The sequence below is a fragment of the Pseudomonas sp. DTU12.3 genome, assembly GCF_004124275.1.
Lineage (GTDB): Bacteria > Pseudomonadota > Gammaproteobacteria > Pseudomonadales > Pseudomonadaceae > Aquipseudomonas > Aquipseudomonas helmanticensis.
Map to the genome: position 1 here is coordinate 1,600,989 of NZ_CP027218.1, position 23,211 is coordinate 1,624,199.

Sequence of the window (23,211 nt, forward strand, 5' to 3'; positions counted from 1 at the left end):
CACTGGCTGTCTGCTTTTTTATTCAATGGATTCACTGGAGAGTCAGCATGATCAAGTCGCGCGCCGCCGTTGCCTTCGAGGCCAAGAAGCCGCTGGAAATCGTAGAAGTCGACGTCGCCATGCCCAAGGTCGGCGAAGTATTGCTGCGCGTAGTGGCTTCCGGGGTTTGCCACACTGACGCCTACACCCTGTCCGGCGCTGACCCGGAAGGCATCTTCCCGTCGATCCTTGGTCACGAAGGCGGTGCCATCGTTGAGGCCATCGGCGAAGGCGTAACCTCGGTTGCCGTTGGCGATCACGTCATTCCGCTGTACACCCCGGAATGCGGCCAGTGCAAATTCTGCAAGTCGGGCAAGACCAACCTGTGTCAGGCGATTCGCGCCACTCAGGGTAAAGGCTTGATGCCGGACGGCACTTCGCGCTTTTCCTACAAGGGCGAAACGATTTTCCACTACATGGGTACTTCGACGTTCTCGGAATACACGGTCCTGCCAGAAATCTCCGTAGCCAAGATCTCCAAGGATGCGCCGCTGGAAAAGGTCTGCCTGCTGGGTTGCGGCGTCACCACCGGTATCGGTGCGGTACTCAACACCGCCAAGGTCAAACCGGGTGACACCGTGGCCATCTTCGGCCTCGGCGGTATCGGTCTTTCTGCGGTGATCGGCGCTGTCAAAGCCAAGGCTGCGCGCATCATCGCCATCGACATCAACCCGGCCAAGTTCGAGATCGCCAAGCAGCTCGGTGCCACCGATTGCGTCAACCCGAAAGATTTCGATCGTCCGATCCAGGAAGTGATCGTCGACATGACCGATGGCGGCGTCGACTTCTCGTTCGAGTGCATCGGCAACGTGCAACTGATGCGTGCAGCGCTTGAGTGCTGCCACAAAGGTTGGGGCGAGTCGGTGATCATTGGTGTAGCCGGTGCCGGCCAGGAAATCGCTACCCGTCCATTCCAGTTGGTCACCGGTCGCGTCTGGCGCGGGTCGGCGTTCGGCGGCGTACGCGGCCGTACTGAATTGCCAAGCTATGTCGAGATGGCGCAAAGCGGCGAGATCCCACTGGATACTTTCATCACCCACACCATGGGCCTGGAAGATATCAACAAGGCATTCGACCTGATGCACGAAGGCAAGAGCATTCGTACCGTCATTCATTTCTAATAGCAGCGCCAAGCAGCAAGCTTCCAGCTGCAAGTCAGGGTGCTTTTGCCTTTTCTTGAAGCTCGAAGCTTGCTACTTGCAGCTGGGAGAATCCCATGAATCTGGAAAACATCTCCTGTCAGAAAAGTTTTGGCGGCTGGCACAAACGCTATCGCCACCGCTCCGACGTACTCGGTTGCGACATGGTGTTTGCCGTGTACTTGCCACCGCAGGCGGAGCAGGGCGGCAAACTGCCGGTGCTGTACTGGCTGTCAGGGCTGACCTGCACCGATGAAAACTTCATGCACAAAGCCGGCGCGATGCGCATGGCGGCTGAACTCGGGCTGATCATCGTCGCCCCGGACACCAGTCCGCGCGGTGCCGATGTACCGGGCGATCCGGATGGTGCATGGGATTTCGGTCTCGGTGCCGGCTTCTATCTGAATGCCACCCAGAAGCCTTGGTCGCGGCACTATCGGATGCATGACTATGTCGTGCAGGAATTGCCTTCACTGGTTGAAGCGCATTTCCCCGCGTCGGACAAACGCAGCATCAGCGGCCACTCCATGGGCGGCCACGGTGCGTTGGTCTGTGCGCTGCGCAACCCGGGGCGTTACCAATCGGTGTCAGCGTTTTCGCCGATCAACAACCCGATGGATTGCCCGTGGGGCCAGAAGGCATTTTCGCGTTTTCTGGGCGAAGACCGTTCGAAGTGGAAGGAGTGGGATGCCTGCGCGCTGATCGCCGAAGCGCATGAAAAATTGCCGCTGCTGGTCGATCAAGGTGATCGCGATGACTTCCTTGAAAAACAGCTCAAACCCGAAGCCCTGCAACAAGCGGCAAAACAGGCGGGTCATCCGCTGGAACTGCGCCTGCAACCGGGCTACGACCACAGCTATTTCTTCATCTCAAGCTTCATAGACGACCACTTGCAGCATCACGCACGCGCCCTGCGCGGTTAATGCAGGTAGAATCACGCCCTGACAAAAATCGGGGCGTTTTTTTTATGCGTATTGGCCACGGCTACGATGTGCACCGTTTCGCTGAAGGCGATTTCATTACTCTGGGCGGCGTGCGCATTGCACACGGCTTCGGGCTGCTCGCTCATTCCGACGGTGACGTCCTGCTGCACGCCTTGAGCGATGCCTTGCTCGGTGCTGCGGCGCTGGGTGATATCGGCAAACATTTCCCGGACACCGACCCGCAATTCAAGGGCGCCGACAGTCGTGCGCTGCTGCGTCATGTGGTAGCGCTGATCCACGCCAAAGGCTGGAAAGTCGGCAACGTCGATAACACCATCGTTGCCCAGGCGCCAAAAATGGCTCCGCATATCGAATCGATGCGCGCGTTGATCGCGGCGGATCTTCAAGTTGAGTTGGATCAAGTGAACGTGAAAGCTACCACCACCGAAAAGCTTGGCTTTGTCGGTCGCGAAGAAGGCATCGCCGTGCACTCCGTTGCCTTGTTGCTGCGCGCATGAATGAACTGCAATTGCTCGGCCCGCGTGCCTATGGTGAACCCCTCGGCACTGCGGTACTGAAAGCCATCGCTGAAGATTTTCAGGTTGATGAAGTCCTCGACATCCCGTTCAGCGGCGACGGCGAACACTTGTGGATCTGGGTCGAAAAGCGTGGCCTGAACACGGAAGAAGCGGCGCGCCGTATCGCCAAGGCTGCCGGTGTGCCATTGCGCACCGTCAGCTATGCCGGGCTCAAGGATCGTCAGGCGTTGACCCGTCAGTGGTTCAGCGTGCAACTGCCGGGCAAGGCTGATCCGGATTTGTCGGCGGCGGAAAACGACACGCTGAAGATCCTCAAGACCACCCGCCACAAGCGCAAGCTGCAACGCGGTGCGCATTCGGCCAATGGTTTCACTTTGCGCCTGACCCAGTTCGCGGGCGATAAAGACGCGATTGAACAACGTCTGCAACTGATCGCCCAGCAAGGCATCCCTAATTATTTCGGCGCCCAGCGTTTCGGCCATGACGGCGGCAACGTCGTTGATGCGCGTGGGTGGGCGGCGCGCAAAGCCTTGCCGGAGCAGCGCAATGTGCGTTCGCGCCTGCTGTCGACGGCGCGCAGTTTTCTGTTCAATAAGGTGCTGGCGGCGCGTGTTGCCGATGGCACCTGGCAGCAAGCGCAGGTCGGTGATCTGCTCGCGTTCACCGACAGTCGCAGCTTTTTCCCGGCCGGTGAAGCTGAGTGCAGCGATCCGCGTCTGGCTATTCTCGATCTGCACCCGACTGGCCCGCAGTGGGGCGAAGGTGACTCGCCCACCGCAGGCGTTGTCCATGAACTGGAGCAGGGGATCGCCGCCGGTGAAGCCGAGCTGCGAGATTGGTTGATTCACGCCGGCATGAGCCACGAACGTCGCATCCTGCGGCTGCCCATTGGCGGGTTGACGTGGCATTATCCCCAGCCTGACATTCTGCAACTGGAATTCGTCCTCCCGGCCGGATGCTTTGCCACCGTATTGGTGCGCGAGCTCGTTGATCTGGTGCCGGTGGGGCAGACGGACAGCCCATGCGTATTCTGATTTCTAACGACGATGGGGTAACCGCACCCGGTCTCGCCGCGCTTTATGCTGCGCTGGCGGATTACACCGAATGCGTTGTTATCGCCCCGGAGCAGGACAAAAGCGGCGCCAGCAGTTCGCTGACGCTCGACCGTCCGTTGCACCCGCAATACCTGGCCAACGGCTTTATCAGCCTCAACGGCACCCCGACCGACTGCGTGCACCTGGGCCTCAACCGCTTGCTGGAGCGCGAGGCGGACATGGTGGTTTCCGGGATCAACCTCGGGGCCAATCTGGGCGATGACGTGTTGTATTCCGGAACCGTCGCGGCAGCGCTCGAAGGGCGCTTCCTCGAACGTCCGTCGTTTGCCTTCTCGCTGGTCTCGCGTCAGGTGGATAATCTGCCGACAGCGGCGTACTTCGCGCGCAAACTGGTCGAGGCCCACGCCGGGCTCGATCTGCCGCCGCGCACGGTGCTCAACGTGAACATTCCCAATCTGCCGATCGATCACATTCGTGGCATCCAGCTGACCCGTCTCGGCCATCGCGCCCGTGCGGCGGCGCCGATGAAAGTGGTCGATCCGCGCGGCAAGGCCGGTTACTGGATTGCTGCTGCCGGCGATGCCGAAGACGGCGGCCCGGGTACCGACTTTCACGCGGTGATGCAGGGTTATGTGTCGGTCACGCCGTTGCAGCTCGATCGCACCTTCAACGACGCCTTCAGAAATCTTGATGGCTGGCTGGAGGGACTGCGCTGATGGCCCGTGAACACGAAGACCGACTGCGCAGCGGGATCGGCATGACCTCCCAGCGCACCCGCGAGCGCCTGATTCAGCGTCTATATGAAGAAGGCGTGTCGAACGCCAAGGTGCTGGAAGTCATCCGCCGCACGCCGCGTCACCTGTTCGTCGATGAGGCGCTGGCGCATCGCGCCTACGAAGACACGGCGCTGCCGATCGGCAACAACCAGACCATTTCCCAGCCTTATATGGTGGCGCGCATGAGCGAGCTGCTGCTGGAGGCGGGGCCGCTGGATAAAGTGCTGGAGATCGGCACCGGATCCGGGTACCAGACGGCGGTGTTGTCGCAACTGGTCGAACGGGTGTTCTCCGTGGAGCGCATCAAGGTGCTGCAGGATCGCGCCAAGGAACGCCTGGTCGAATTGAACCTGCGCAACGTGGTGTTTCGCTGGGGCGATGGCTGGGAAGGCTGGCCAGCGCTGGCGCCGTACAACGGCATCATCGTCACGGCCGTGGCCACTGATGTGCCGCAAGCGTTGCTCGATCAACTGGCACCGGGCGGGCGCATGGTGATTCCGGTCGGCGCTGGAGAAGTGCAGCAGCTGATGCTGATCGTGCGTGAAGAACACGGCTTTTCCCGGCATGTTCTCGGTGCCGTTCGCTTCGTGCCTTTGCTCAATGGGCCACTGGCCTGAGCATTTGTTTGCAGGCGCTGAATTCCTTTCGTTCGCCCGGGTCTTACTCCGGCAGCGATGGTTTAAACGCAGCAGAGTGTCAACTTGCAAACGTGTGCGCGAAGCGATTTCGCTTCATTAAAGGTAAAGCCGATTCGGCCCGTTATACTTGCGACACCTCATGCCGACATCCGGCATTCCATTTTTCAGCCACCACAAAGGGAGCGGCGGGTGAGTCTCACAGTCATTGCGCAGCGTATGGGTAACACGAGCTTTCAGCGCCTGGTGACTGGCCTTGTCTTGAGCACCTTGCTGGTGGGTTGCTCCAGCACCAAATCAAACAATGTTCGCGTGGTCGATCGCAATAACGCAGTCGCCCAGCGACCTGTGGTAACGACCGGGCAATACGTAGTCCGTCCGGGCGATACGCTGTTTTCGATCGCATTTCGCTACGGCTGGGACTACAAAGCCCTCGCGGCCCGGAACAATATTCCTACGCCGTATACGATCCATCCGGGTCAGACAATTCGCTTCGACGGCCGCACCGGTTCAACGTCGACGGCGGTGGTCAGCAACGCCGGTTCTGCGCCTTCTTCGTCGAGTAAAACCACGGTAATCCGGCGCCAGGCAAATGGCACGACGACCACGACAACCACCGGTTCTGCGGGGGCTGCACCGTCCGTCGCCAACAAGCCAGCGCCTGCTCCACTGCCTCCAGCGGGTCCGGCCCCGACCGGCTGGGGATGGCCATCTAATGGCATTCTGATTGGAAAATTCTCTTCAAACGGTAGTTTGAATAAAGGAATTGATATCGCCGGGGATTTGGGACAGCCTGTTTTAGCTGCGTCTGATGGGACGGTGGTATACGCCGGGAGTGGCTTAAGGGGCTACGGCGAATTAGTCATCATCAAACACAGCGAAACCTACGTCAGTGCCTACGGCCATAACCGCAGGCTGTTGGTTCGGGAGGGACAGCAGGTCAAGGTCGGACAGACAATTGCCGAAATGGGGTCAACGGGTACAGACCGGGTGAAACTGCATTTTGAGATTCGCCGCCAAGGTAAACCTGTAGATCCGCTGCAGTTCCTGCCAAGACGTTGATTTGTAAGCCAGCCTGTTCCGTCACGTAGAGGGGACAGGCTCCAGCGCTGCCAAGGATAAAGGCGTCGCTTGAGCTTGGGGTCGAACTCACCAAAGGACTATAACAATGGCTCTCAGTAAAGAAGTGCCGGAGTTTGACATCGACGATGAGGTTCTCCTTATGGAGACCGGCATCGATTCGGATTCTTCGATGTCGAATGATGAAGGGGCTGCTCCACCTTCCGTTCGTTCCAAATCCAAACACTCCGCTTCACTTAAACAACACAAGTACATCGACTACACGCGGGCACTTGATGCCACGCAGTTGTATCTCAACGAAATCGGCTTTTCCCCATTGCTCTCCCCGGAAGAAGAAGTTCATTTTGCGCGCTTGTCGCAAAGTGGCGATCCCGCCGGGCGCAAGCGCATGATTGAAAGTAACCTGCGGCTGGTGGTCAAAATCGCCCGGCGTTACGTCAATCGGGGGCTGTCGCTGCTGGATCTGATCGAAGAGGGCAACCTCGGATTGATTCGCGCGGTGGAAAAATTCGATCCCGAGCGCGGCTTCCGCTTCTCGACCTACGCGACCTGGTGGATTCGTCAGACCATCGAGCGCGCGATCATGAATCAGACCCGGACCATCCGGTTGCCGATCCATGTGGTCAAGGAACTCAACGTGTACCTGCGGGCTGCACGGGAGCTGACGCAAAAGCTCGACCACGAACCTTCTCCCGAAGAAATTGCCAACCTGCTGGAAAAACCAGTGGGTGAGGTCAAGCGCATGCTTGGCCTGAACGAACGGGTTTCTTCGGTCGATGTCTCGCTGGGTCCGGATTCGGATAAAACCCTGCTGGACACTCTCACCGACGATCGTCCTACCGATCCATGCGAACTGCTGCAGGATGACGACCTGTCGCAGAGCATCGATCAGTGGCTGTCGGAGTTGACCGACAAGCAGCGCGAGGTGGTTATTCGCCGCTTTGGTCTGCGTGGCCACGAGAGCAGTACGCTGGAAGATGTAGGCCTGGAGATCGGCCTGACCCGGGAACGGGTGCGGCAGATCCAGGTGGAAGGCCTCAAGCGCCTTCGCGAGATCCTCGAGAAGAATGGCCTGTCGAGCGAGTCGCTGTTCCAGTAAGCGCCTCACACGACCGCCCGCAAAAAGCCCCGACTGGTTCGGGGCTTTTTGTTGCCTGGATTCCATGTAGGAGCTGCCGCAGGCTGCGATCTGTTGATCTTGCTTTTAAGATCAAAAGATCGCAGCCTGCGGCAGCTCCTACATGGCGAGGGTTTGTAGCCTTGCGGTGTAAGCCTTGGCTTACTGTTTCGTAAGTGTTCGCTATTTTTACACTGTGGCAGACGTTGATCGTTCTCAAGCTAAGTATTTAACTTATTGATTCATATATTTATTTTTTAATGTGAAGGGCTTATGACGGTGCATTTCGGCTCGGAGTGCCGATTGCTCTCGCCAGGGAAAGCTCTAGTATTCAGGTTGTGTCGACGGACAGACACGCCCTTCAAGGAAGAGGGGAACGGACATCGCAGGATGCGATTCATCAGGACGATGAAAAGGAATACAGGGAATAGGGAAAAAATGTGGGCGGGTCATACCGCCCCTTTTTTTGCCTGCAGAAAAGCAAAAAGGCCCGTAAGGGCCTTTTTATCGAGCGCGGGACAGATCAGCGTTCGAGGTCTTTGATCTTGCCTTTGACGCCATCCCACTCTTCGGCATCCGGCAGCGATTCTTTCTTCTCGGTGATGTTCGGCCAGATTTCTGCAAGATCAACGTTCAGTTGAATGAACTCCTGCATGTCCTCTGGAACTTCATCTTCGGAGAAAATGGCCACAGCAGGGCATTCTGGTTCGCACAGTGCGCAGTCGATGCACTCATCCGGGTGAATCACCAGGAAGTTCGGGCCTTCGTAAAAGCAGTCCACCGGACAGACTTCTACGCAGTCGGTGTACTTGCACTTGATGCAGTTGTCGGTGACGACGAAGGTCATTTCTAATTTTCTCCTCAGGCGGCGGCAGCGTTGCCCCTTCACGGTTGGGGTCGCCAGGTTCGGGAGCGATATCTGCTGGCCAGGCTATTAGCCAGCAGCATCCCAAACCGCGCGAGATTCTAACAGCTTGAAGCCGTTTGCGTTATATCCGCTTCTTCAGTGCTTATATCCGGTTCTTCAGGGCATAGAGCATTTCGAGCGCACGGCGTGGCGTCAGGTCGTCCAGATCCAGTTTAGCCAGCTCATCGAGCACCGGGTGCGGCAGACTGGCGAACATGTCACTTTGTTGCGGCGTTGCCGGTTTGCCCTTGGCAGCGGGTTTCGGCGCCTCATGCGGCAAAGCGGTTTCTTCCAGACGACTCAGGTGCTCGCGCGCACGCACAATCACTTCGCTCGGCACGCCGGCCAGTTGTGCCACCGCCAGGCCATAACTCTGGCTGGCAGGCCCCGGCAGCACGTGATGCAGGAACACGATGCGTTCGTTGTGCTCTGTAGCATTGAGGTGCACGTTGGCCACCAGAGGCTCGGCTTCCGGCAACACGGTCAGTTCAAAGTAGTGAGTAGCGAACAGCGTGTACGCGCGTAACTGAGCCAAACGTTCAGCCGCCGCCCACGCCAGCGACAGACCGTCGAAGGTGCTGGTGCCGCGGCCGACTTCGTCCATCAGCACCAGACTACGCTCGGTGGCGTTGTGCAGAATGTTGGCGGTTTCGCTCATTTCGACCATGAAAGTCGAACGGCCACCGGCCAGGTCATCGCTGGAACCGATCCGGGTGAAGATGCGGTCGACCAGCGACAGCTCGCAACTGGCCGCCGGAACGAAACTGCCAATGTGCGCCAGCAGCACGATCAACGCGGTTTGGCGCATGTAGGTGGATTTACCGCCCATGTTCGGACCGGTGATCACCAGCATGCGCGTATTGTCGTCCAGGCTCAGGTCGTTGGCCACGAACGGCGTGGTCAATACTTGTTCGACCACCGGGTGACGACCTTGGGTGATACGCATGCACGGCTCGCTGACGAAACGCGGGCAGTTCAGGTCAAGGTTCAGCGCACGCTCGGCAAGGTTGCTCAGCACGTCGAGTTCGGCCAGCGCGCCGGCGGTGTCCTGCAGCGGTGGCAACTGGCTGATCAGGTCTTCCAGCAGCGTTTCATAAAGCATCTTCTCGCGGGCGAGGGCGCGGCTCTTTGCCGACAGCGCCTTGTCTTCGAACTCTTTCAGTTCCGGGGTGATGAAACGCTCGGCGCCTTTGAGGGTTTGCCGACGGATGTAGTCTGCCGGCGCTGACTCTGCCTGCTTGCTCGGCAACTCGATGAAGTAGCCGTGAATGCGGTTGTAACCGACTTTCAGGTGGCTCAGGCCGGTGCGGGCCTTCTCGCGGGCTTCCAGATCGATGAGGAACTGGCCGGCGTTTTCGCTCAGCGATTGCAGCTCGTCGAGTTCGCTGTCATAGCCGGTTTTCAACACGCCGCCGTCACGGATCACCGCCGGCGGGTTGTCGATGATGGCTTTCTCCAACAGCGCCGCCAGTTCCGGATAAGTGCTGGTGATCGTCGCCAAACCTTGCAGGTGCGGCGCTTCCAGATCGGTCATCGCCACTTGCAGCTCAGGCAGGGCGCCGAGCGCATCACGCAGGCGCGCGAGGTCACGAGGACGAGCATTACGCAGACCGATACGCGCCAGAATCCGCTCGATGTCGCCGATTTCCTTGAGCTGCGGTTGCAGTTTTTCGAAGCGGTAGCGGTCGAGCAGGCAAGTGATCGAGGTCTGGCGCGCCAGCAGCACGGTCAGATCGCGCAACGGCCGGTTCAGCCAACGGGTCAGCAAACGGCTGCCCATGGCGGTCTGGCAGCGGTCTACCACCGATTGCAGCGTGTTGTCGCGGCCGCCAGCGAGGTTGGTGTCGAGTTCAAGGTTGCGGCGGCTCGCGCCGTCGAGCACCACGGTGTCGTCGAGACGTTCGTGACGCAGGCTGCGCAAATGCGGCAGGGCGGTGCGTTGGGTTTCCTTGGCGTAAGCCAGCAGGCAGCCGGCAGCGCCGATGGCCAGGCTCAGGTTCTCGCAGCCGAAGCCTTTCAGATCCTGGGTGGAGAATTGCTGGCAGAGGCTCTTCAGCGCCGAATCACGCTCGAAGTCCCACGGTGCACGACGACTGACGCCACGGCGTTTTTCCGCCGGCAGGTCTCGTGGCCAGTCATCCGGGATCAGCAACTCGACCGGGTTGATCCGCTCCAGTTCCGCCAGCAGATTTTCCCAGCCTTTGATTTCCGACACGCTGAAGTTGCCGCTGGTGATGTCCAGCACGGCCAGGCCGAACAGACGCTCGTCACCCAGCAACGCGGCGATCAGGTTGTCGCGGCGCTCATCGAGCAGCGCCTCATCACTGACCGTACCCGGCGTGAGGATGCGCACCACCTGACGATCAACCGGGCCCTTGCTGGTGGCTGGGTCACCAACCTGCTCGCAAATCACCACCGACTCGCCAAGCTTGACCAGTTTCGCCAGATAGCCTTCCGCCGCGTGATAAGGAATCCCGCACATCGGAATCGCCTGCCCCGCCGACTGCCCGCGTGCCGTCAACGTAATGTCGAGCAACTTGGCCGCCTTCTTCGCGTCTTCGTAGAAGATCTCGTAGAAGTCGCCCATGCGGTAGAACATCAGCTGATCCGGGTGCTGGTTCTTCAGGCGCCAGTACTGCTGCATCATCGGGGTGTGGGAGGACAGGTCTGAAATAGCTTTATTCATCAGAGGTTTAGCTTTACCGGAAAAAGTGACAAGGCAAAAACGGGGTCGTTTGCATCTACGAAATAGCGAGTGTTTGCCAGCGATGCGGCCCGTGGGTTGATTCAGTGGGACGGAGTATGAAGTTTTTTTGAAGTGGATGCAGCAACGCGCGGCCGCTCGGGTTGGCATTGTGTCCTATAGTGCCGAAAAGCTATCGAATCATCAGAATTCGTGGATTGCAGGTCAGTTGAGGACTCAGCTTGGAACAGTCAGAGGGCATCGACTCAGGATCGTCATCGAGCGATTGTTTTTACGATGCGGAAAAAATGACCCTCAGCCGGGCAGGGCGGTCAGCCAGTCTGGGCAGCAATGAAAGTGATCTGCTACTGGCACTGATCGCCGGCGTTACCGATAAGGAACAACTGATTTCGCGAGTCTGGGGTGACCGCGGGCTAGTGATTTCCGACAGCAGCTACTACAAAACCCTGCACATGCTTCGCGCGCATTTTGCAGACACAGGTTTGCCGCGGGACAGTCTCAAGACCTTGCCGCGCCGTGGCGTGGTGCTGTTGTGTGAGATCAGGTTGGTTAGCGCATCGATGACTGAGCCTGAGTCAGCCCCAGCGGCGCCAGCAATTGACGAGCGGCCGACCATCACTGCGACGAGGCCATCACGCCGCTACTGGCGCTTTCTGTTGTCAGCCCTCGTGGTACCCGCGATTGCGCTTCCGCTTTTTTACGCCTATTTGATCTTAAAACAGCCCGCCGATCTGGAAGAGTGGAAACTCATCTGGCAAGAGGGCGAGGCGAAGTTGTACGTGGAAGAAAGTGAAAAGATGTCCAAAGACGAGATTGTACAAGCCCTTGGTGAATTCGAACCGCCCATTGTTTTGACCGATACTAACTACTATGTGCGTAAGCCGCTCTCCCAGTTATTGATCAAGTGCGTCAAACCTGAAAGTAAAGGGGAGGCCATATGCGTGAATTATCAAATCGTTGGAAAAAAATAATCGCGCTGTCAGTAATTTCATCATTATTGATTTTTGGTGTGTTGGTCTTCAGGTATTTCTATTTGATCAATCGCGATATCCCGCGAGCACCGTGCTTCGCTTCCATCGATTTTGTACATACTCATGATCATAAAGCTCGCTGGCATGGCGTTGGTGATATGACGATCAATCCGAAGGATGGCGCTCTTTACGTGTATTACGTAGTTAAAACTCCCGAAGGGAAAGTTTATACCTATGATCGTAAGTTCGACATCAGTCTTACTCACCTGGACACTTCCAGATTTCTGTTCAAGACGCGCTCCATCGTGAAATTTGATGCCGACACGGCTGGAGATGAACTGCCGTTTATGGAACGAGGCTTTCAGGGCGGCATGATCACCTTCAACTATTTCTCCGATGCCGAGTATTACTACAACATCAATAACCTGATCAATGGTGTCTGTCACGTCCCGCGCTAGCTAAAACTCATGGGCACAAGGCCCCGCAACGACTAAGTAAGACTGAGTAAGACCCCGGTAAGGCCAAAAAAGCCCTGCGTTGTTAAGGTATATCGAGTCAAGCCTATAGCCCCTGCGACTGTACCGGAGAGTCAGCGCAACGCGGCTGTTGGCGTTGTTTCGAAAAGTATGACAACGCTCGGGGAAGTTATAAATGCTCTGGTTATGCGTGCGCAGTCCTTATGGAGTCAAGGCTCCTTCCTGGAAACGATCAATTGCAATAAACAGAGACGGTACTGTTTTTGTGGCAGCGGCAGTCGCAGGTAAGGAAAAAGAGGTCAGTATTTCGACGTTGACCAAGCCAACATCGGTGCTGATTTGTTTTGATCATGTTTATGTGCCCATGGCGTGGATGGTCGAAAACTTTCCGACGTCGAAAGTGCGATGCCGTGATATGGCGAGTGCGGCACTTTCCGGGTTGCAGAAAACCTTGGCTTGTCGTGACGCCTGGTCACAGGTCAGTTGTTTTTTTGGTCGGCGTGGAGAAAAGAGCTACTTGAGGTTTGTCCCATGAGATCAGCTCTGCTCTTAAGTATTTGTCTGTCAGTAAGTTGCGTTCTCATCGTTGACAGTTCATTAGCCGGTGGTCCTGAGAACTGCGCAGAACGGCGTTTGGAAATCTTGCGTCAGATCGATAGGGCCGATGCTGCCAATAACGCTTATCGCCAAATGGGCCTGGAACAGGCGTTGGCGAATGTCGAGCGCTACTGTCGAGAACCCGCTGTAGACGAGGAACAGAAAGGCGCCATCAAGCAAGCCGAGGCGGAAGTTCGACGCAGACAAAACCATCTGAAGGCGGCACGTCAGTATGGCGATGTGAAAGTCATCAAAAAGCATGAAGCCAGACTGGAACGGGCTGAAGCCAGGCTGCTCAGGCTGACAAATGAGTAGGGCATCGGGCGCGGCACTTATCTTGTGTCTGGCGATGCTGACCGGCTGCACGTCCGCACCCCCCAAAGATCAAGGCGATCTGTGCAGCATCTATCGGCAATACCCGCGCTGGTACAAGGATTCGCTGAAAATGCAAAGCGAGTGGGGAACACCGATGCATGTGGCCATGGCCATCATGAAGCAGGAGAGCAGTTTCATTGCCGATGCTCGTCCGCCACGGGCCTATTTTTTATGGGTGATTCCGTGGGGGCGGGTCAGCTCTTCCTATGGTTATGCACAGGCACAGGATCCGGCGTGGAGTGATTACCGGAAAAATACTGGGAAGGGTGGTTCGCGCGACAACTTTGCCGACGCCTTGATGTTCATCGGCTGGTACACGGCAGCAACGCATCGGCAGTTGGGCATTTCCAGGGCAGATGCTTACAACCAGTACCTGGCCTATCACGATGGTCGCGGCGGATATCGCCGAGGCACTTATCGCAACAAGCCGTGGTTGATGAAAGTAGCACGCAAAGTCGCGCAACAGTCACACACCTACGGAGCGCAGCTCAATCAATGCCGCAGGGAACTGGAAAGAAACCGCAGTTGGTTTCCTTTCTTTTGAGGTGCTCTTCAGCCCTGCAATTCAATGTGTCAGTGATAGCGGAAAATCCACTATGAAAAACATCCTTATCTTTGCCTCGGTCTTTACTTCTGCTGTATTGATCTCCGGCTGTACCGCCACCGACTGGGTGCATGCCGCCGGGGGAATCATGGGCGGCAAGGACGATCACGACAGGAAGGCCCGAACCGATCGGCTGAAACGAGCCAATGCGGCGGCGCGTCGAGTCAAAGGCTGAACACCTTTTAAAACCGGCTCTTGACTCGAGAGTGAATGATCAAACGGTAATGCCGCGTGTAAATCGAATTTTGATTTATGCGCGGTTTATGCAAATCAGCATTTGTCTTCGTGAATAACTTCAAGCACTATGCGCGTTATGCAAAAACGCAACGTAGCCTCCGTCTTAAGAGCACTGCTCGACCAGCACGGGATCTCCCCCACGGAGCTCCACCGTCGCACCGGCGTGCCTCAATCCACTCTCTCGCGGATTCTCAGCGGGAAGATCGTCGATCCTTCGGATAAACACATTTCGAAGATCGCCGAATACTTCGCCGTGAGCACCGATCAATTGCGCGGCCGCGCGGATGTCGCCTCTTCGGCCGCTGTCGCGCGTGATGATGTACACGCGGAACTCAAGGACATAATGCTGTGGGACGACGATACCCCTGTCGATGACGACGAGGTATCGGTGCCGTTTCTTCGCGAGGTTGAATTGGCAGCAGGATCAGGAAGATTCGTCATTGAAGAGAGCGAGCGCTCTAGCTTGCGCTTCGGCAAGCGCAGCCTGCGCCATAATGGTGTGCAGTTCGACCAGGCCAAATGCGTGACGGTGCGCGGCAACAGCATGTTGCCGGTGTTGCGTGATGGCGCCACCGTCGGCGTCAACGCAGGCAAGTGCGGCATCGGCGACATCATCGATGGCGACCTCTATGCGATCAATCACAATGGCCAGCTGCGTGTGAAGCAACTCTATCGCCTGCCGACCGGCATTCGTTTGCGCAGCTTCAACCGCGATGAACATCCGGACGAGGACTACAGCTTCCAGGAAATCCAGGAAGAACAGATCGTCATCCTTGGTCACGTCTTCTGGTGGGGCATGTACGCCCGCTAACCAGACCTCCTTCAGATAAAACCCGCCCTTCGGCGGGTTTTTTTTCGCCTCCAGCAAACCGCCAGGCCCTTGCATACCGGAGCTTTCATGCGTTTGCGCATTTCTTGTGCATAAATAAATGCATTTACGCATTGACTGTATATGCATCCATGCATATTCTTGTCACCAAGCCGCTCGACAAAGCGGCTGGAAACGAAAGCTCTTTAGTTCCACAAGAACAGGCAGCGATGAACCGGCCTCAACGGTTCAGAGGGTTGGCAACTGACCCGGGTGTGCAGCGTAAAGCACCAGAAGCAGTTATCCGGCGGGCAGGGACCGCGGTCGGAAAAACAATCTGAATGGACTCGTACCGCGCCAGTAGCGCCGAAAAGTCAGCTTCCTTCTTGAACACAGGATTTGAAGGAAGGCGAAGGAGCGCATTACTGAAAAGCCCGGCAGATTGCCGGGCTATTTGGAATGCCTGCCTCTGGCCTCAACGCGCCATAGATCAGCGGCTAAACGACAGGTTGGCAGACATCAGAGCAGCCTTGAACTTCTAAGGGAATGAAAATGAATCGATATGTCTATATCGGCGACATCTACAACACCCACTTTCCACAGGTCATCCAGATTTTGGATACGGAGAATGGATTTCCTACTACGCCCGTCGAAGGGGTGTCGGGCATATGGGTTGATGCAACAGGTAATACAGCAGTACAAGTCGGCTGGAAGGTGTTGCAGTCGTGGCAGCCAAATGGCACCAGTGTATTTGTTTTTGTTGAACCGACCTACGAAGACCACGTTGCGATCACAAGTGCTCGTATTCGCAAGGAACTAGATAAGGCCATTGAATGGCTGACTTTCCACCCTCTTCATTACAAGCATGATCTGGGCGTTGCGACGTCTGATGAAGAGGCGAGTTTGCGTGCTTATAAACAGTACTTCGTTGCCCTCACCGAAGTGGAAAATCAACCGGATTACCCTTCCACGATCAACTGGCCAGTGATTCCCTTCTGATCCTGCGACGATCAGCAGTGCAAAAGCGGGAGCGCATTACTGAAAAGCCCGGCGAATTACCGGCTTTTTGGAATGCCTGCCTGGGCAGTAACCGAAATGCCGGGATGCCGGTACTAAATAAGGATATGACCATGAAGAAGTACGCTCGCGTTGTTAATGGCAAGGTCGACAACATTTACGAAACCGACAACCCGATCACCGATGAGTTTCCATCCAATCAAGTCTGGGTAAATGTCACCGCATTGCCCAAGATCGATTACTCCTGGAACGCCGTGAATACCGACGGCGTCTGGACTTTCACCGACAGCGACATGTATGGGCAACCATCCCAGTTGTCCCTTCAACTGCGCAGTGCAAGAACGCCACGACTCGAACGCGCCAATAACACACTGGCGTCGAGTGCACTGGCATACAAGGTCGAACTTGGTCTCGCCACGCCTGCCGATGAAGCTGCACTACTGGCTTACAAGCAGTTTTTCATCGATATGAGCAATGTCAACAAACAACCAGGCTATCCGCTGACGGTCACTTGGCCAGAAGTTCCTTAAGCACTGGTTTGACGCCTTCCCGCGGTTAGCCATGAAATTGAAAAGCCCGGTGCTGGTTACCGGGCTTTTTGGAATGCCCGCCTCGGTAAATGCCGTGTACTCATGGATACCGCACGGTTACAGGCGGATCAGGTTGAACCGCTCAATCTCTGTCCATCTCCAAAAGGTGAATTTATGAATCGATATGTTCTTATTGACTACAGCACCACCTCTCCATTTTCCCGGGTCGCTGACATCCAGGATGCTGAAGAACAACCTCTGAATATTCCGTCCGGTATGCAGGCCTTCTGGAATCAGATTGCCATTGATACGGTCGTTCAAGTGGGCTGGAAAGCTGAAAACTCAGAGAACGGTTGGGTCTTCTCTGAGCTGACGCATGACGACTACGTGAATCTGGTCGCGGTGCAGGTGCGGACAAAGTTGGGATTTGCGACGGGTTGGCTGACTATCAATCCGGTAAATTTAAAAGTGAATCTTGGCGTCGCCACGCCTGCAGAGCAAGCCGCATGGCTGGCCTATCAGCAGTACCACATCGCTGTCAGCGACGTGAAAACCCAAGCTGATTACCCCTACACGATCAACTGGCCTGTGGCTCCCTTTTAAAAAAGCGAGTACGCATTACTGAAAAGCCCGGACACCGCGCCGGGCTTTTTGGAATGCCTACCTCAAGAGAAACCGATTGAACCCAACACACACCATTCATCCATCACACCAGGAGGCGTGACATGACAAACGAGCAACAAGCGTTGGCGGACATGCCGATCTGGCTGGTCATCCTCCTTGCCGTTGTCGGCGGGGTGTCCGGCGAAATGTGGCGCGCCGACAAAGAGGGCGCCCGTGGCTGGCCGCTGGTACGGCGTCTGGCATTGCGCTCCGGCGCCTGCATGATCTGCGGCGTGTCGGCGATCATGCTGCTGTATGCCGCCGGCATGTCGATCTGGGCTGCCGGCGCCTTCGGCTGCCTCACCGCGATGGCCGGGGCCGACGTCGCCATCGGTCTGTACGAACGCTGGGCCGCCAAGCGCATCGGCGTTTGCGAAGTTCCACCCCGCGACCAGCCTTAACCTTGAATGCTATTCGTGCCGCCCTTTGGGCGGCAGGGCTGCGCGTGGACGATTGAAAAGGAGGTCATGTATGCCCACACCGATCCAGCAGCCGTCGCAATTGTTCACTGCTATCGCGATAACGCTGCGCAACACCGCCGGGCTCAACATCATCGTCGGCAATCAGGACGATTTCACTGCGCCTGGCGATCAGGCCTGGGTGCTGATCGACTTCAACCGCAATGCTTCTGGAGTGCGCGGCGCTGACGGGCGTATCGCTCATGTCATGACGCTGTCGTTGCAAGTCATCCCGGCGCTTTCTGCAACCGCATTTGCCGCGTGCGATCTGATCGCCGTGCTGAAGAATCTGATCACTGACAATCGCTGGGGCCTGCCCGGCGATCAGTGTGATCTGCCGATGAACATTGATGGCTTGCCGTCACTGCTCGGCCAGCAATACAAGGCCTGGACCCTGACGTTCGAGCAGACCCTCTACCTCGGCCCGACCTTGCTTGACGATCCACTCGGAACGCCGAAATTCGCCCGCACCTGGGAAGTCAGCGACATCGACGATCCCGACCAATACACCACGCTGGAGGCCTGATCGATGTTCGACGCATTACTGCGCATGCAACTGGGCCCGATCATCGAACGCCTGGCCGAGATGGAAGCGGAAATCGAAGACCTGCACCGCCGCGCCGAGAGTTTCTGTCGCATCGGTATCTGCCAGACCGTCGACGCCGCGAGCAACACCTGCCAGGTCAGCCACGGTGGTTTGCTGACGCCGGCCATCAAATTCTTCAACCCCAGCGCCGGTGCACAAAGCGAGTCGCGGATTCCAACAGTGGGTGAGCAGTGTCTGTTGTTCAACTACGGCAGCGGCGAAAGCGGCGCGCAATCCGTGGCGCTGTTTGGTCTGAACAGCGATCGTTTTCCACCCACCGCCACCGTACCGACGCTGACGCGCCGAGTGCATGTCGATGGTAGCGAAAGCGGTTATGACGACGCCTCGCACACGCTGCATTGGCAAAACGGCCCGGCCGCATTCAGCGGCTCTCGCGAATCGCTTGAACTGAGCATCGGCCCGGCGCGACTGGCGCTGACGCCGCAACTGATCACCCTGCAACTCGGCGCCGTCGGCCTGACCATTGACGCCTCGGGCGTGCACTTCAGCGGCCCGTTGGTCGATCACCAGGGCCGAGTCATCAGCCCCTGATTCAAGAGCTTCCCATGATCGGAATCGATAGAGACAGCGGGGCCACGGTCGACGACTGGCTGCAATTTGTGCAGCGCGCGACCCGGGCCCTGACCACACCGCTGGGCACCCGGCAAAAACGGCCGCTTTATGGCTCGCTGATCCCCACGCTGCTCGGGCAAAACCTCGGTGACGACGTTCTGCTTCTGGCGCAGAGCCACGCGGCGCAAGCGTTCTACAACGCGCACAACGGCATCAGCGATTTTCAGCCGCAAGTAATCGTCGCCAGCCGCCAGGGCGCCGGTCTGCTGCTGCGTTTCGCCGGCACCTGGAAAAACCGTCAACAAACCTTCGAGGTCGTGACATGAGCATGTTGATCCCCGGCCAGAACCAATTGGCCGAACCTTCGTTGATCAAGGTCGATGCCTTCGAAGACTTGCTCGCCGAATTCAAGACGTTCGTCGTCGAATACGTCGGCGCTCGTTCGCCGGACAATGCGGCGAAACTCAAGACCAGCCTCGACAACGAGAGCGAATTGCTGACGCTGGCGCTGGAAGCCTTCTGCGTGCGTCTGCAAACCCATGAACGCAAATACAACGCCCGTATCAAGCAGATGCTGGCGTGGTGGGCGACCGGTAGCAACCTCGATGCGCGGCTGGCGGACATGGGCCTTGAAAGGCAGTTGCTCGATCCGGGCGACCCGGCAGCGTTCCCGCCCGTGCCGGCGATTTATGAAAGTGATGACGACGCTCGTTTGCGCTATTACCTGGCGCCGCATGCGCCGGCCGCCGGTTCGCGAATGCAGTATCGCCGCGAGGTGTTCACCCTCGGCGAGCGGCCAACCGTGAACGTCGAATCCACCGATGCCGGTGTGGTGAATGTCACCTACACCTTCAACCCCGATGGTCTCGCCGCGCAGGTCAAGGATGGCAACGGTCGCCGCACTGCCCCCGGTGAAGTGCAGGTCACTGTGCTGTCGCGAGAGGGTGACGGCACGCCATCGCCAGTGTTGCTTGAGGGTGTCCGCCAGCACTTCGCGCGTCCCGATGTCTGCCCCGAAACCGACCTCGTCACGGTCAAGGCTGCCGACATCCAACGCTACAAAATCCGTGTGGTCGCGAAGATCAATTCCGGCCCCGATTCGGGCCTGACCAAGGTCGCTGCGCAAGCGCAGTTGCAGGCTTACGCTGACAGCTGTCATCGCCTCGAAGGCCGCGTTGATCCGAGCTGGATCGACTACACGCTGCACAGCGCCGGCGCTGTGCAATTGCAGATTCTTGAACCGCTGGCGCCGATCGTGACCACCGCGTTTCAAGCACCTTATTGCACGGCGGTCGAGGTCGAGGTGCTGACGTTATGAGTGAGCAGACTCTGCGCCCGACGCTGTTACCGGCCAACAGTTCAGCACTCGAACGAGGCCTGGATCTGGGCTTTGGTGCCTTGCTTGATCGCGTTGCACCGCCGTTTCCCGAGCTGATGAATCCTGCAGAAACACCCGCCGAATTTCTGCCGTATCTGGCGGCGGATCGCGGTGTTGCTGAATGGAGCACCGATGCGCCGCAAGCTGAAAAACGCCTGACCGTCGAACTGGCCTGGCCCACCGCGCGCCAGGCCGGCACTCGCAAGGCGCTGGAAAACGCCGCCAAGGGTTTGCAATTAAGACCCGAGATCCGCGCCTGGTACGAACAGACACCAGCGGGCGAGCCCTACAGCTTCTCCGTCCGCGCTTTCAGCGAGCAACCCTACAGCGAAGCCATCGACGCCCGTCTCGATCGACGTCTGGCTGATGCCAAGAGCGAACGCGATGTGCTGACGGTCTCCGTTGGCCTCAGCGCTTTCGGCAATCACGTCATCGGTGCCGCGACGTTCTGCGGTGAGCTGACCACGGTTTATCCGGTGTTCATCGAAGGGCTGGAAACCTCGGGAGAGGCGTTCATGGCTGCCGGTATGTACACCGTCGAAACATCCACTATTTATCCTCAGGGGGCCTGAATGGCTGACTATTACACCCTGCTTACCAACGCAGGGATTGCCTACGAAACGGCGTGCAAGGCCGCGGGCACGCCGATCAAGTTGACGCAGATTTCCGTCGGCGACGGCGGCGGCTCGGTCTACAACCCGGCCGCGACCGCCACCGCGCTGAAACGCGAAGTCTGGCGCGGGCCGCTCAATGCGCTGTTCCAGGACGAAAAGAATCCGAGCTGGCTGCTCGCAGAAGTCACCATTCCGCCTGACGTTGGCGGCTGGTACGTGCGTGAAGCAGGGCTGTGGACTGACACCGGAATTCTCTACGCCATCGTCAAATATCCAGAGTCGTTCAAACCGGTTCTGGCCACATCCGGTTCGGGCAAAGAGTTCTACATTCGTTCGATTTTCGAGACCAGTAATGCGTCGCTGGTGACGTTGTTGATTGATGACACCGTGGTTAAGGCCACGCGTGCCTGGGTCATGAGTTATCTCGCCGAAGAGCTCGGCAAACTGGATGGCAAGCAATCCGCGCGTGTTGCTGCATCCAGCAACATCGTGCTGAGCGGTGCGCAGCAAATTGACGGTGTCGCAGTGATTGCTGGCGACCGCGTGCTTGTTGCGAATCAGACGCTGGCCAAGGACAACGGCTTGTGGATCGTCGCCAATGGCGACTGGGTGCGGGCGACGGATGCCAACAGTAACGCCAAGGTCACGCCGGGCCTGACGGTGATGGTCGAGGAGGGCACAGCAAATGGAGATTCGTTGTGGCACCTGACCACCAATGCGCCGATCACCCTCGGCACTACCGCGCTGGCGTTCAAGATGCTGGCCGGGCGAACCGGAATTGCGGCTGGGACTTACAAGAGTCTGACGGTTGATGAATATGGTCGGGCGACGGCGGGTGCTAATCCCGAGACGCTGGCTGGGTTTGGCATCAAGGATTCGTACACCAAGGCTGAAGTTGAAGCGCTGATTGCCAAGGCATCAGCGTTGCCGGTGGGCTCGATTGTGGCGTTCCCGGTTGATGCACCGCCGCCTGGGTTTCTGGAGCTGGATAACAGCGTCAAAAGCAGTGCGACGTACCCGGACTTGAGCGCTTACCTGGGCGGCAAGTTCAACAAGGGTGATGAGGGTGTTGGCAATTTCCGTTTGCCGGAGGCCCGCGGGGAGTTCTTGCGCGGTTGGGATCATGGGCGAGGCGTAGACGCTAGCCGTGTGGTTGGCTCGACCCAAAAGGGTACGGTAACTACTTTCGACAGCAACCCGAATCCGAACCTCACGGTCGAGGTCGTGCAGGCATCGGTGGCGGCTGCACAGGCCGATGTATTCGTATCCACTGATTATCCTGGGGTAGCCAGGACGTACACGACTTCGGGGGTTGTAACCTCATCGATACTGGCGGATGGCGGAGTTGTGAGGCCGCGCAACATCGCAGTCATGTGGTGCATCAAAGCCTGGAACGCCCCGGTCAATCAGGGAAACATCGATGTCGCCGCGCTGGCCAAGGAAGTCGAACGGCTCAAATCCGCCGTCCCGGTAGGCGCTGTTCTGGCATTCCCGACCGGCATCGTCGCTCCCGGTTATCTGGAGCTGGACGGCAGTGTGCAGAGCATTGCGACTTATCCGGATCTGGCGGCTTATCTCGGCACCACTTACAACAAGGGTAATGAAGGCCCAGGCAACTTCCGCTTGCCGGATTCACGTGGCGAGTTTCTGCGGGGCTGGGATCATGGGCGCGGTGTAGATGGCGGACGCCCGATCGGTAGTTGGCAGAAAGGTAGCCTCCAGTCTTTCGACCCCTCCAATGTCTCTCCGGCTGTCTCGGGCCTCTGGCATAACACGGCATCAGATGCCGGACTTCAGGAAGCACATGGCCTTGATCCTCATAACACGACGGATTACGGCGTTTCCAATGCGGTATTCACCGCTGGCAACACTCCGGTCAGTGCTGGGGCATTGGGAGTCATGCGTCCGCGCAACCTCGCCGTCATGTGGTGCATCAAGGCCTGGAACGCGCCGATCAATCAGGGAAACATTGACATCAGTGCGCTGACCGCTCTCGCGCAACAAGCGACTGAACCCAATCAAGGCACGGCAAAACTGGCCTCTCAGGCACAGACCGATGCCGGCGTGGATGACAAAACCATTGTCACGCCGAAGAAGTTGCGCTGGGGCTTTTCTATGTCCAAGGAGCGAGTTGGTTACCTCATGCTGCCGAGCTGGCTGGGTGGAGTGATCATCCAGTGGGGGACGATCAATGCGATTGCGGCAGGAGCCCAAGTGAGCGTTACGTACCCGATAGCCTATCCGACTGCCGAAATCATGACACTGGTCGGCAACAGTTCCTCGGCGGGCTCTACCTCGATCACTTCCACCCTATGTGTCATGTACGGCGGTCTTACGAAGTTCACTGTTTCTGCCATCGGTAGCAGTGGTCAACCGAATGGGCCGTGGATTTCGATCGGCTGGTAACAGG

At 57.7% G+C, this 23,211-nt stretch carries 27 protein-coding genes; 25 read left to right on the plus strand and 2 right to left on the minus strand.

Annotated elements, in window-relative coordinates; genetic code table 11:
- The first annotated feature begins 47 nt into the window (after nucleotides 1-47).
- The 8 genes from C2E19_RS07155 (at nucleotide 48) to rpoS (ending at nucleotide 7,285) form a co-directional block, all read left to right on the plus strand.
- Complete coding sequence (locus C2E19_RS07155; protein WP_129389839.1) at nucleotides 48-1,160, plus strand: S-(hydroxymethyl)glutathione dehydrogenase/class III alcohol dehydrogenase; 1,113 nt, start codon at nucleotides 48-50, stop codon at nucleotides 1,158-1,160.
- A gap of 95 nt (nucleotides 1,161-1,255) precedes the next feature.
- The gene (gene fghA / locus C2E19_RS07160; RefSeq protein WP_129389842.1) at nucleotides 1,256-2,101 is read left to right on the plus strand and encodes an S-formylglutathione hydrolase; all 846 of its coding nucleotides are present in this window, start codon (nucleotides 1,256-1,258) and stop codon (nucleotides 2,099-2,101) included.
- 44 nt (nucleotides 2,102-2,145) lie between these two features.
- Nucleotides 2,146-2,619: a 2-C-methyl-D-erythritol 2,4-cyclodiphosphate synthase gene (ispF, locus tag C2E19_RS07165; RefSeq protein ID WP_020795989.1), complete on the plus strand. Its 474-nt coding sequence runs from the start codon at nucleotides 2,146-2,148 to the stop codon at nucleotides 2,617-2,619.
- Nucleotides 2,616-3,674, plus strand: coding sequence for a tRNA pseudouridine(13) synthase TruD (gene truD, locus C2E19_RS07170; protein ID WP_129389845.1), 1,059 nt, complete (start codon nucleotides 2,616-2,618; stop codon nucleotides 3,672-3,674). The genes ispF and truD overlap by 4 nt, the downstream gene beginning before the upstream one ends.
- Nucleotides 3,662-4,411, plus strand: a complete 750-nt coding sequence (gene surE, locus C2E19_RS07175) for a 5'/3'-nucleotidase SurE (protein ID WP_129389848.1) — start codon at nucleotides 3,662-3,664, stop codon at nucleotides 4,409-4,411. The genes truD and surE overlap by 13 nt, the downstream gene beginning before the upstream one ends.
- 41 nt (nucleotides 4,412-4,452) lie before the next feature.
- Complete coding sequence (locus C2E19_RS07180) at nucleotides 4,453-5,088, plus strand: protein-L-isoaspartate(D-aspartate) O-methyltransferase (protein WP_174823965.1); 636 nt, start codon at nucleotides 4,453-4,455, stop codon at nucleotides 5,086-5,088.
- Nucleotides 5,089-5,298: 210 nt separating this feature from the next.
- A complete protein-coding gene (locus C2E19_RS07185) occupies nucleotides 5,299-6,168 on the plus strand; it encodes a peptidoglycan DD-metalloendopeptidase family protein (RefSeq protein ID WP_129389854.1) in 870 nt (289 codons plus the stop codon).
- Between the two features lie 106 nt (nucleotides 6,169-6,274).
- The gene (gene rpoS / locus C2E19_RS07190) at nucleotides 6,275-7,285 is read left to right on the plus strand and encodes an RNA polymerase sigma factor RpoS (RefSeq protein ID WP_129389857.1); all 1,011 of its coding nucleotides are present in this window, start codon (nucleotides 6,275-6,277) and stop codon (nucleotides 7,283-7,285) included.
- Nucleotides 7,286-7,826: 541 nt separating this feature from the next.
- Here rpoS and fdxA read toward each other — a convergent pair.
- Together fdxA and mutS are read right to left on the minus strand one after the other, a co-directional pair.
- A complete protein-coding gene (gene fdxA / locus C2E19_RS07195; protein WP_064393166.1) occupies nucleotides 7,827-8,150 on the minus strand; it encodes a ferredoxin FdxA in 324 nt (107 codons plus the stop codon).
- Nucleotides 8,151-8,313: 163 nt separating this feature from the next.
- Complete coding sequence (mutS, locus tag C2E19_RS07200; RefSeq protein ID WP_174823966.1) at nucleotides 8,314-10,884, minus strand: DNA mismatch repair protein MutS; 2,571 nt, start codon at nucleotides 10,882-10,884, stop codon at nucleotides 8,314-8,316.
- Nucleotides 10,885-11,135: 251 nt separating this feature from the next.
- Between mutS and C2E19_RS07205 the strand changes: the two genes are divergently transcribed.
- The 17 genes from C2E19_RS07205 to C2E19_RS07285 all read left to right on the plus strand — a co-directional run bounded on the left by C2E19_RS07205 (nucleotide 11,136) and on the right by C2E19_RS07285 (nucleotide 23,207).
- On the plus strand, nucleotides 11,136-11,885 hold the full coding sequence (locus tag C2E19_RS07205) for a DNA-binding protein (protein WP_129389863.1): 750 nt from the start codon (nucleotides 11,136-11,138) through the stop codon (nucleotides 11,883-11,885).
- A complete protein-coding gene (locus C2E19_RS07210; RefSeq protein WP_129389866.1) occupies nucleotides 11,852-12,343 on the plus strand; it encodes a hypothetical protein in 492 nt (163 codons plus the stop codon). Before C2E19_RS07205 ends, C2E19_RS07210 begins: the two co-directional genes overlap by 34 nt.
- Nucleotides 12,344-12,536: 193 nt before the next feature.
- Complete coding sequence (locus C2E19_RS07215) at nucleotides 12,537-12,896, plus strand: hypothetical protein (RefSeq protein WP_129389869.1); 360 nt, start codon at nucleotides 12,537-12,539, stop codon at nucleotides 12,894-12,896.
- Entirely contained in the window at nucleotides 12,893-13,273 is a 381-nt protein-coding gene (locus C2E19_RS07220; RefSeq protein ID WP_129389872.1) for a DUF1090 domain-containing protein, read from the plus strand. Before C2E19_RS07215 ends, C2E19_RS07220 begins: the two co-directional genes overlap by 4 nt.
- Nucleotides 13,266-13,877 carry a hypothetical protein gene (locus C2E19_RS07225; RefSeq protein ID WP_129389875.1) on the plus strand — a complete coding sequence of 204 codons (612 nt, stop codon included), beginning with the start codon at nucleotides 13,266-13,268 and terminating at the stop codon, nucleotides 13,875-13,877. The genes C2E19_RS07220 and C2E19_RS07225 overlap by 8 nt, the downstream gene beginning before the upstream one ends.
- Nucleotides 13,878-13,929: 52 nt before the next feature.
- A complete protein-coding gene (locus tag C2E19_RS07230) occupies nucleotides 13,930-14,112 on the plus strand; it encodes a hypothetical protein (RefSeq protein ID WP_129389878.1) in 183 nt (60 codons plus the stop codon).
- A gap of 138 nt (nucleotides 14,113-14,250) precedes the next feature.
- Nucleotides 14,251-14,985 (plus strand): XRE family transcriptional regulator, encoded by a 735-nt coding sequence (locus tag C2E19_RS07235; RefSeq protein ID WP_129389881.1) that lies wholly within the window; start codon nucleotides 14,251-14,253, stop codon nucleotides 14,983-14,985.
- A 549-nt stretch (nucleotides 14,986-15,534) separates the two neighbouring features.
- On the plus strand, nucleotides 15,535-15,981 hold the full coding sequence (locus C2E19_RS07240) for a tail fiber assembly protein (RefSeq protein WP_129389884.1): 447 nt from the start codon (nucleotides 15,535-15,537) through the stop codon (nucleotides 15,979-15,981).
- Between the two features lie 131 nt (nucleotides 15,982-16,112).
- Nucleotides 16,113-16,529 carry a tail fiber assembly protein gene (locus C2E19_RS07245; protein ID WP_129389887.1) on the plus strand — a complete coding sequence of 139 codons (417 nt, stop codon included), beginning with the start codon at nucleotides 16,113-16,115 and terminating at the stop codon, nucleotides 16,527-16,529.
- A gap of 102 nt (nucleotides 16,530-16,631) precedes the next feature.
- Nucleotides 16,632-17,132 carry a tail fiber assembly protein gene (locus C2E19_RS07250; RefSeq protein WP_256661286.1) on the plus strand — a complete coding sequence of 167 codons (501 nt, stop codon included), beginning with the start codon at nucleotides 16,632-16,634 and terminating at the stop codon, nucleotides 17,130-17,132.
- A gap of 122 nt (nucleotides 17,133-17,254) precedes the next feature.
- On the plus strand, nucleotides 17,255-17,593 hold the full coding sequence (locus C2E19_RS07255; protein ID WP_129389890.1) for a phage holin family protein: 339 nt from the start codon (nucleotides 17,255-17,257) through the stop codon (nucleotides 17,591-17,593).
- Nucleotides 17,594-17,663: 70 nt separating this feature from the next.
- Nucleotides 17,664-18,176, plus strand: coding sequence for a hypothetical protein (locus tag C2E19_RS07260; protein WP_129389893.1), 513 nt, complete (start codon nucleotides 17,664-17,666; stop codon nucleotides 18,174-18,176).
- Between the two features lie 3 nt (nucleotides 18,177-18,179).
- On the plus strand, nucleotides 18,180-18,788 hold the full coding sequence (locus C2E19_RS07265; RefSeq protein ID WP_129389896.1) for a phage baseplate assembly protein V: 609 nt from the start codon (nucleotides 18,180-18,182) through the stop codon (nucleotides 18,786-18,788).
- Between the two features lie 14 nt (nucleotides 18,789-18,802).
- Nucleotides 18,803-19,135, plus strand: coding sequence for a phage baseplate protein (locus tag C2E19_RS07270; protein WP_129389899.1), 333 nt, complete (start codon nucleotides 18,803-18,805; stop codon nucleotides 19,133-19,135).
- Nucleotides 19,132-20,127, plus strand: a complete 996-nt coding sequence (locus C2E19_RS07275; protein ID WP_129389902.1) for a baseplate J/gp47 family protein — start codon at nucleotides 19,132-19,134, stop codon at nucleotides 20,125-20,127. Before C2E19_RS07270 ends, C2E19_RS07275 begins: the two co-directional genes overlap by 4 nt.
- Nucleotides 20,124-20,759 carry a phage tail protein I gene (locus tag C2E19_RS07280; RefSeq protein WP_129389904.1) on the plus strand — a complete coding sequence of 212 codons (636 nt, stop codon included), beginning with the start codon at nucleotides 20,124-20,126 and terminating at the stop codon, nucleotides 20,757-20,759. The genes C2E19_RS07275 and C2E19_RS07280 overlap by 4 nt, the downstream gene beginning before the upstream one ends.
- Nucleotides 20,760-23,207 carry a phage tail protein gene (locus tag C2E19_RS07285; protein WP_129389907.1) on the plus strand — a complete coding sequence of 816 codons (2,448 nt, stop codon included), beginning with the start codon at nucleotides 20,760-20,762 and terminating at the stop codon, nucleotides 23,205-23,207.
- Nucleotides 23,208-23,211 lie beyond the last annotated feature (4 nt).

Excerpts from the sequence above, each read along its gene's own strand:
- C2E19_RS07155 (WP_129389839.1), top strand. The coding sequence starts at position 48 with ATGATCAAGTCGCGCGCCGCCGTTGCCTTCGAGGCCAAGAAGCCGCTG.
- fghA (WP_129389842.1), top strand. The coding sequence starts at position 1,256 with ATGAATCTGGAAAACATCTCCTGTCAGAAAAGTTTTGGCGGCTGGCAC.
- ispF (WP_020795989.1), top strand. The coding sequence starts at position 2,146 with ATGCGTATTGGCCACGGCTACGATGTGCACCGTTTCGCTGAAGGCGAT.
- truD (WP_129389845.1), top strand. The coding sequence starts at position 2,616 with ATGAATGAACTGCAATTGCTCGGCCCGCGTGCCTATGGTGAACCCCTC.
- surE (WP_129389848.1), top strand. The coding sequence starts at position 3,662 with ATGCGTATTCTGATTTCTAACGACGATGGGGTAACCGCACCCGGTCTC.
- C2E19_RS07180 (WP_174823965.1), top strand. The coding sequence starts at position 4,453 with ATGACCTCCCAGCGCACCCGCGAGCGCCTGATTCAGCGTCTATATGAA.
- rpoS (WP_129389857.1), top strand. The coding sequence starts at position 6,275 with ATGGCTCTCAGTAAAGAAGTGCCGGAGTTTGACATCGACGATGAGGTT.
- fdxA (WP_064393166.1), bottom strand. The coding sequence starts at position 8,150 with ATGACCTTCGTCGTCACCGACAACTGCATCAAGTGCAAGTACACCGAC.
- C2E19_RS07210 (WP_129389866.1), top strand. The coding sequence starts at position 11,852 with ATGCGTGAATTATCAAATCGTTGGAAAAAAATAATCGCGCTGTCAGTA.
- C2E19_RS07215 (WP_129389869.1), top strand. The coding sequence starts at position 12,537 with ATGCTCTGGTTATGCGTGCGCAGTCCTTATGGAGTCAAGGCTCCTTCC.
- C2E19_RS07220 (WP_129389872.1), top strand. The coding sequence starts at position 12,893 with ATGAGATCAGCTCTGCTCTTAAGTATTTGTCTGTCAGTAAGTTGCGTT.
- C2E19_RS07225 (WP_129389875.1), top strand. The coding sequence starts at position 13,266 with ATGAGTAGGGCATCGGGCGCGGCACTTATCTTGTGTCTGGCGATGCTG.
- C2E19_RS07230 (WP_129389878.1), top strand. The coding sequence starts at position 13,930 with ATGAAAAACATCCTTATCTTTGCCTCGGTCTTTACTTCTGCTGTATTG.
- C2E19_RS07235 (WP_129389881.1), top strand. The coding sequence starts at position 14,251 with ATGCAAAAACGCAACGTAGCCTCCGTCTTAAGAGCACTGCTCGACCAG.
- C2E19_RS07240 (WP_129389884.1), top strand. The coding sequence starts at position 15,535 with ATGAATCGATATGTCTATATCGGCGACATCTACAACACCCACTTTCCA.
- C2E19_RS07245 (WP_129389887.1), top strand. The coding sequence starts at position 16,113 with ATGAAGAAGTACGCTCGCGTTGTTAATGGCAAGGTCGACAACATTTAC.
- C2E19_RS07250 (WP_256661286.1), top strand. The coding sequence starts at position 16,632 with ATGGATACCGCACGGTTACAGGCGGATCAGGTTGAACCGCTCAATCTC.
- C2E19_RS07255 (WP_129389890.1), top strand. The coding sequence starts at position 17,255 with ATGACAAACGAGCAACAAGCGTTGGCGGACATGCCGATCTGGCTGGTC.
- C2E19_RS07260 (WP_129389893.1), top strand. The coding sequence starts at position 17,664 with ATGCCCACACCGATCCAGCAGCCGTCGCAATTGTTCACTGCTATCGCG.
- C2E19_RS07265 (WP_129389896.1), top strand. The coding sequence starts at position 18,180 with ATGTTCGACGCATTACTGCGCATGCAACTGGGCCCGATCATCGAACGC.
- C2E19_RS07270 (WP_129389899.1), top strand. The coding sequence starts at position 18,803 with ATGATCGGAATCGATAGAGACAGCGGGGCCACGGTCGACGACTGGCTG.
- C2E19_RS07275 (WP_129389902.1), top strand. The coding sequence starts at position 19,132 with ATGAGCATGTTGATCCCCGGCCAGAACCAATTGGCCGAACCTTCGTTG.
- C2E19_RS07280 (WP_129389904.1), top strand. The coding sequence starts at position 20,124 with ATGAGTGAGCAGACTCTGCGCCCGACGCTGTTACCGGCCAACAGTTCA.
- C2E19_RS07285 (WP_129389907.1), top strand. The coding sequence starts at position 20,760 with ATGGCTGACTATTACACCCTGCTTACCAACGCAGGGATTGCCTACGAA.